This is a genomic window from Corallococcus aberystwythensis (genome assembly GCF_003612165.1).
In the GTDB taxonomy this organism is placed as follows: Bacteria; Myxococcota; Myxococcia; order Myxococcales; family Myxococcaceae; genus Corallococcus; species Corallococcus aberystwythensis.
The window spans coordinates 1-3,866 of the sequence record NZ_RAWK01000462.1; the positions used below are offsets into that span (position 1 = coordinate 1).

Genomic DNA, 3,866 nt, shown 5'->3' on the forward strand with positions numbered 1-3,866 from the left:
CGCCGGTGGCGGGATGTCCGCGGGCGCGGGCTCACGCGAGGCGGCGGGACGGGGCGGCTCGGCGGGCGCGGGCTCCTGGGCCACGTTGCGCGCCAGCTGCTCCACCATGTCCACCGTCATCGACTCGTCGTCCGGCGGCGGCGGGGGCGGCGTGAGCGCCCCGGCCTGCTGGGCCACGGCCTCCGCCAGTTGGACGAAGCGGGTCGGCAGCGGCTGGCGGTAGATGATGGAGATCCACTCGCGCACCCGCAGCTCGACGGCGACCCACAGCTCCAGCGGCTTGCCCAGGAGGAAGCCGACTTCGTCCAGCTCCTTCTTGGGCACCGGGTAGGCGCACGCCACGTGCAGCGTGTTGCCGTCCAGCGACAGGGGGACGACGCTCAGGCGCTCGGCGATTTTCGGGGGGATGAAGCTGGCCACCTCGAGGTTGGGCTCGAAGTCCACCAGGTTCACGGGCCGGAAGCCGGACACTTCGCCCATCATCGCGAGGACGTCCGCTTCGGACATTCCGCGCTCCAGGAGCGCGGTGTCCAGGTGGCCTCCCTGGACCTGATGCAGACGCAACAACTCCCCGGCCTGCTCCTGGGTCAGGAGGGCGCGCGAGACGAGGTGCTGGGCAAGACGCGAAGGCATGAAGGCCGCGGCATCTTACGGCCGCGGCCGCAAGGCACAATGAGCCGGTTTCAGCTCGGTTGGACGACGAAGGTGGACGTCAGCTTGTCATGGAGCGTCTGCCCGCGGCGGTCGAACAGCGCCATCCAGAAGCCGCCCAGGAAGAGAACGAAGGAAAGCCCGGCGAGCAGTGCCCGGAAGATGGCCCGGCCCGGGGTGGGCGCCATGCCATGGGTGTCCACCAGACGCAGGCCCAGGAGCAACCGTCCCAGGGTACGGCCATTCCACAGGAAGGCCGCGACCGCGCAGTACACGGTGGCGAGCACCAGCACCAGGACCACGCCGGGCAGCAGCACGGTGTGCATCGCGCGCAGCCAGGCGACGAACGCGTCCAGCCCGGTCAGGCCCGGCTGCGGGCCCTTCACGCCCGCGATGGACGAGGCCAGGGTGATGTAGGCCGCCGCCACGGCGCTGATGGCCGCGGTGTCGACGGTGAAGGACAGCAGCCGGCGCCACAGCGAGGCGGGCCGCGCGTGGATTTCGCCAGCGGCCGGAGCCGGGACCGTGGAGGGCGCGGGGGCCTTCGACTTCGCGGGAGCGGTAGGAGCGGGGCTGGGCGAGGCTTCCATGCGGGACACTCCCGGGGCGGGCGCGGAGGACGTGGCGAAGGCCGGCGTCTCCAGCGGAGGCAGGCTGGCCGGATCCTCCATGACCGGCAGGCCGGAGGGGGCCTGCGATGCATCCCAATGCTCGGAGGCTGACGGTCCGGGGGTGGGCTCCCGGCGAGGAAGGCCCGCGCCCTGGGCCGCCTGCGCGGGGCCGTCCAGGTGCGGCAGCCCGGACGAAGCAGGCTGCGCGGCGGCGTTCACGCGAGGCTGGGCGGCGCCCTCCATGCGAGGCAGGCCGGGAGCCTGCGCGGGCGCGTCCATGCGGGGGAGGCCGGGCGAACCCGGGGCGTTGCCACGCGGCTGACCCGAAGCGGCCTGCGCCTGGGCGCGCGGAATGTGCGGCTCCGTGCCGAAGGCCGGCGTGGGCGCGGAGCTCGGGCGGGGCTCCGGAGCCTGGGCGGAGCGAGGCACGGCGACGCCAGGGTTCTGGAAGCCCGGCTCCGCCAGGGCCGAGGTGGGCGCGGCGCGCGGAGGCACGGCGGCCATCGGCGCCACTGCCGGAGGCGGAGCGGCGGGGCGCGGAGGAAGCACGGCACCGGAGGGCGCGTTCCCGGCGGGAGCCGCGGCACGAGGAGGAACGGGAGCCGGAGCCGCCCGCGGAGCCTGCTGCGCGGGAGCCCGGGCCGGTTGACCCTCCGCGTGCGGCGCGGGAGCGCGAACCGTCGCATCCGCCTGGGGCGAAGGGGGACGCGCCGCCGGGGCCGCCGCGCGAATCGTCGCGTCCGCGTGCGAGGCCGGAGCCGCAGGGGAAGCACCGGCACGACCCGTCAGGTCACCCTGGGGCGCGGCAGCGCGAGCCGCCGGATTCGCATGAGGCGCGGCAGCGCGAGCCGCCGGATCCGCATGGGGCGCGGGCGCGCGCACGGTCGCATCGGAGGCCGGGGCCGGCGCGCGGAGGGTCGCGTCGGACGCGGACGCGCGCACCGTGGGGCCATCCATCGGGGGCACGGCGGCGCGAGGCGCGGCGGCCGGAGCCTGCGCGGGCCGGGGCGCGGCGGCGCGTGGCGCGGCGGGAGGCACTGGCGCCGTGGCCGGCCGGACCGAAGGCGTCATTCCCGGCGGGGTGACAGGGCCGCGGGGCGCCTCCATCGCGAAGGCGGGCGTGCCTCGCAGCGTCTCCGGCTCCAGCGGCTCACTGTGCAGCGTGATGGGGTCGCCGCCCAGGTCCGGGGCGGAACGGTCGCCTGACTTGCGGCGATCAATGTGGATGTCGCGGTCGAGCAGGCTCGGGAGGGAAGCCACCGGGGGTGGGCGCGCGGCATGGGCGGCGCAAGCGGGGCAATCTCCGACCGGCGGCAGCGAGGCGCCGCACTTCAGGCACTTGGACAACGGATCCTCCCGGTGACGCGGACAACCGTCGCCATGAAAGGCCGCATTCAGGCCTGTAGCAAGAAAAGGACAAGCCCCTGCTGGCTCCTCGCCCGAGGAACCGTCAGGGGCTCGTCCGCGCCATGGCAACCGTCCCTTCGGGGACGGTGCGTGTGGGGCGCCTCACGCTAGGCGTGGACGCGGCGCCGTCCCGCTGCTCCCACCAGGAGAAGCACGATGATGGAGCCCACGACCGACATGATGATGCCCGACGCGTGCAGGTCGAACAGCCGTCCGTTGCGCTGGAAGAGCGAACCGATGAGGCCGCCCAACAGCGAGCCCACCATGCCCAGCAACGTGGTCGCCACCAGTCCCATGCTCTGCTTGCCCGGCAGGATGGCTCGAGCAATGAGGCCCGCGATGAGGCCGATGATGATGAAAGCGATGATCCCCATGAGAGTCTCTCCCGTGTGAGGGACCCGCGAGGTCCCGAATGGCAGAAACGTAGGAATGCCCACACGGATCCGTGACCCGGGATGCGAGGAACGGCTGTCCGCCCGCCTGCTATCCGAGCGACCCATCCAGGTGCTGCATCACCGCGAGCGCCGCGAGCGCCGCCGTCTCCGTGCGCAGGATGCGTGAGCCCAGCGTCACCGGTCGCGCCCCCAGCGCCCGCAGCCCGTCCACCTCCTCCCGCGCAAGCCCGCCCTCGGGGCCAATCACCAGCGCCACCGGCGTCCCTGGCGCCACGCTCCGGAACGCCTCGCCCAGGGGGACGGCGGATTCCTCTTCATCCAACACCAGCAGCAGCGTGCCCGGCGTCAGGGCCCGCGCCGCGTCCAGCAGCGGCCGGGGCGGGTGCACGGCCGGAACGTCATCGCGGCGGCACTGGCGCGCGGCCTCCTCGACAATCTTGGCCCACCGCTGCGTGCGCTCCTCCGCACGCTTCGGCTCCAGCTTCACCACGCTGCGCGCCGTGGCCACGGGATGGAACGCGGTGGCGCCCAGCTCCGTGCCTTTCTGCAGCACCAGCTCCAGCTTGTCCCCCTTGGGCAGCCCCTGGAGCACGCTCATCCCGCGCGCGGGCGGCGTCACCCGCATGGTCCCCAGCACCAGCCGTACGGACTCCGCGGAGAGCCCCGTGACGCGCGCCTCGAAGGCGCGGCCCTTGCCGTCGAACACCTCCAGCGCGTCGCCGTCCTCCAGCCGCAGCACGTGGACGAGGTAGTGGCGGCGCTCGCCCGTGAGCGTCACGTCGGCGGGGGCGGGGTCGGGCAG

General features: G+C 74.0%; 4 protein-coding genes. All 4 read right to left on the reverse strand.

The window, feature by feature from the left end; all coding sequences use genetic code 11:
• A partial coding sequence (locus tag D7W81_RS40265) for a GspE/PulE/PilB domain-containing protein (protein ID WP_497747191.1) occupies nucleotides 1–633 on the reverse strand: 633 nt, incomplete at its 3' end.
• A 50-nt stretch (nucleotides 634–683) separates the two neighbouring features.
• Nucleotides 684–2,522, reverse strand: coding sequence for an RDD family protein (locus D7W81_RS43940; RefSeq protein WP_244227773.1), 1,839 nt, complete (start codon nucleotides 2,520–2,522; stop codon nucleotides 684–686).
• A gap of 254 nt (nucleotides 2,523–2,776) precedes the next feature.
• The gene (locus D7W81_RS40275) at nucleotides 2,777–3,043 is read right to left on the reverse strand and encodes a GlsB/YeaQ/YmgE family stress response membrane protein (RefSeq protein ID WP_120560617.1); all 267 of its coding nucleotides are present in this window, start codon (nucleotides 3,041–3,043) and stop codon (nucleotides 2,777–2,779) included.
• A 109-nt stretch (nucleotides 3,044–3,152) separates the two neighbouring features.
• The coding region (locus tag D7W81_RS40280) for a 16S rRNA (uracil(1498)-N(3))-methyltransferase (RefSeq protein ID WP_244227774.1) at nucleotides 3,153–3,866 on the reverse strand (714 nt) is incomplete at its 5' end.

Coding starts and splice junctions, on each gene's coding strand:
- D7W81_RS40275 (WP_120560617.1), bottom strand. CDS start 3,043: ATGGGGATCATCGCTTTCATCATCATCGGCCTCATCGCGGGCCTCATT.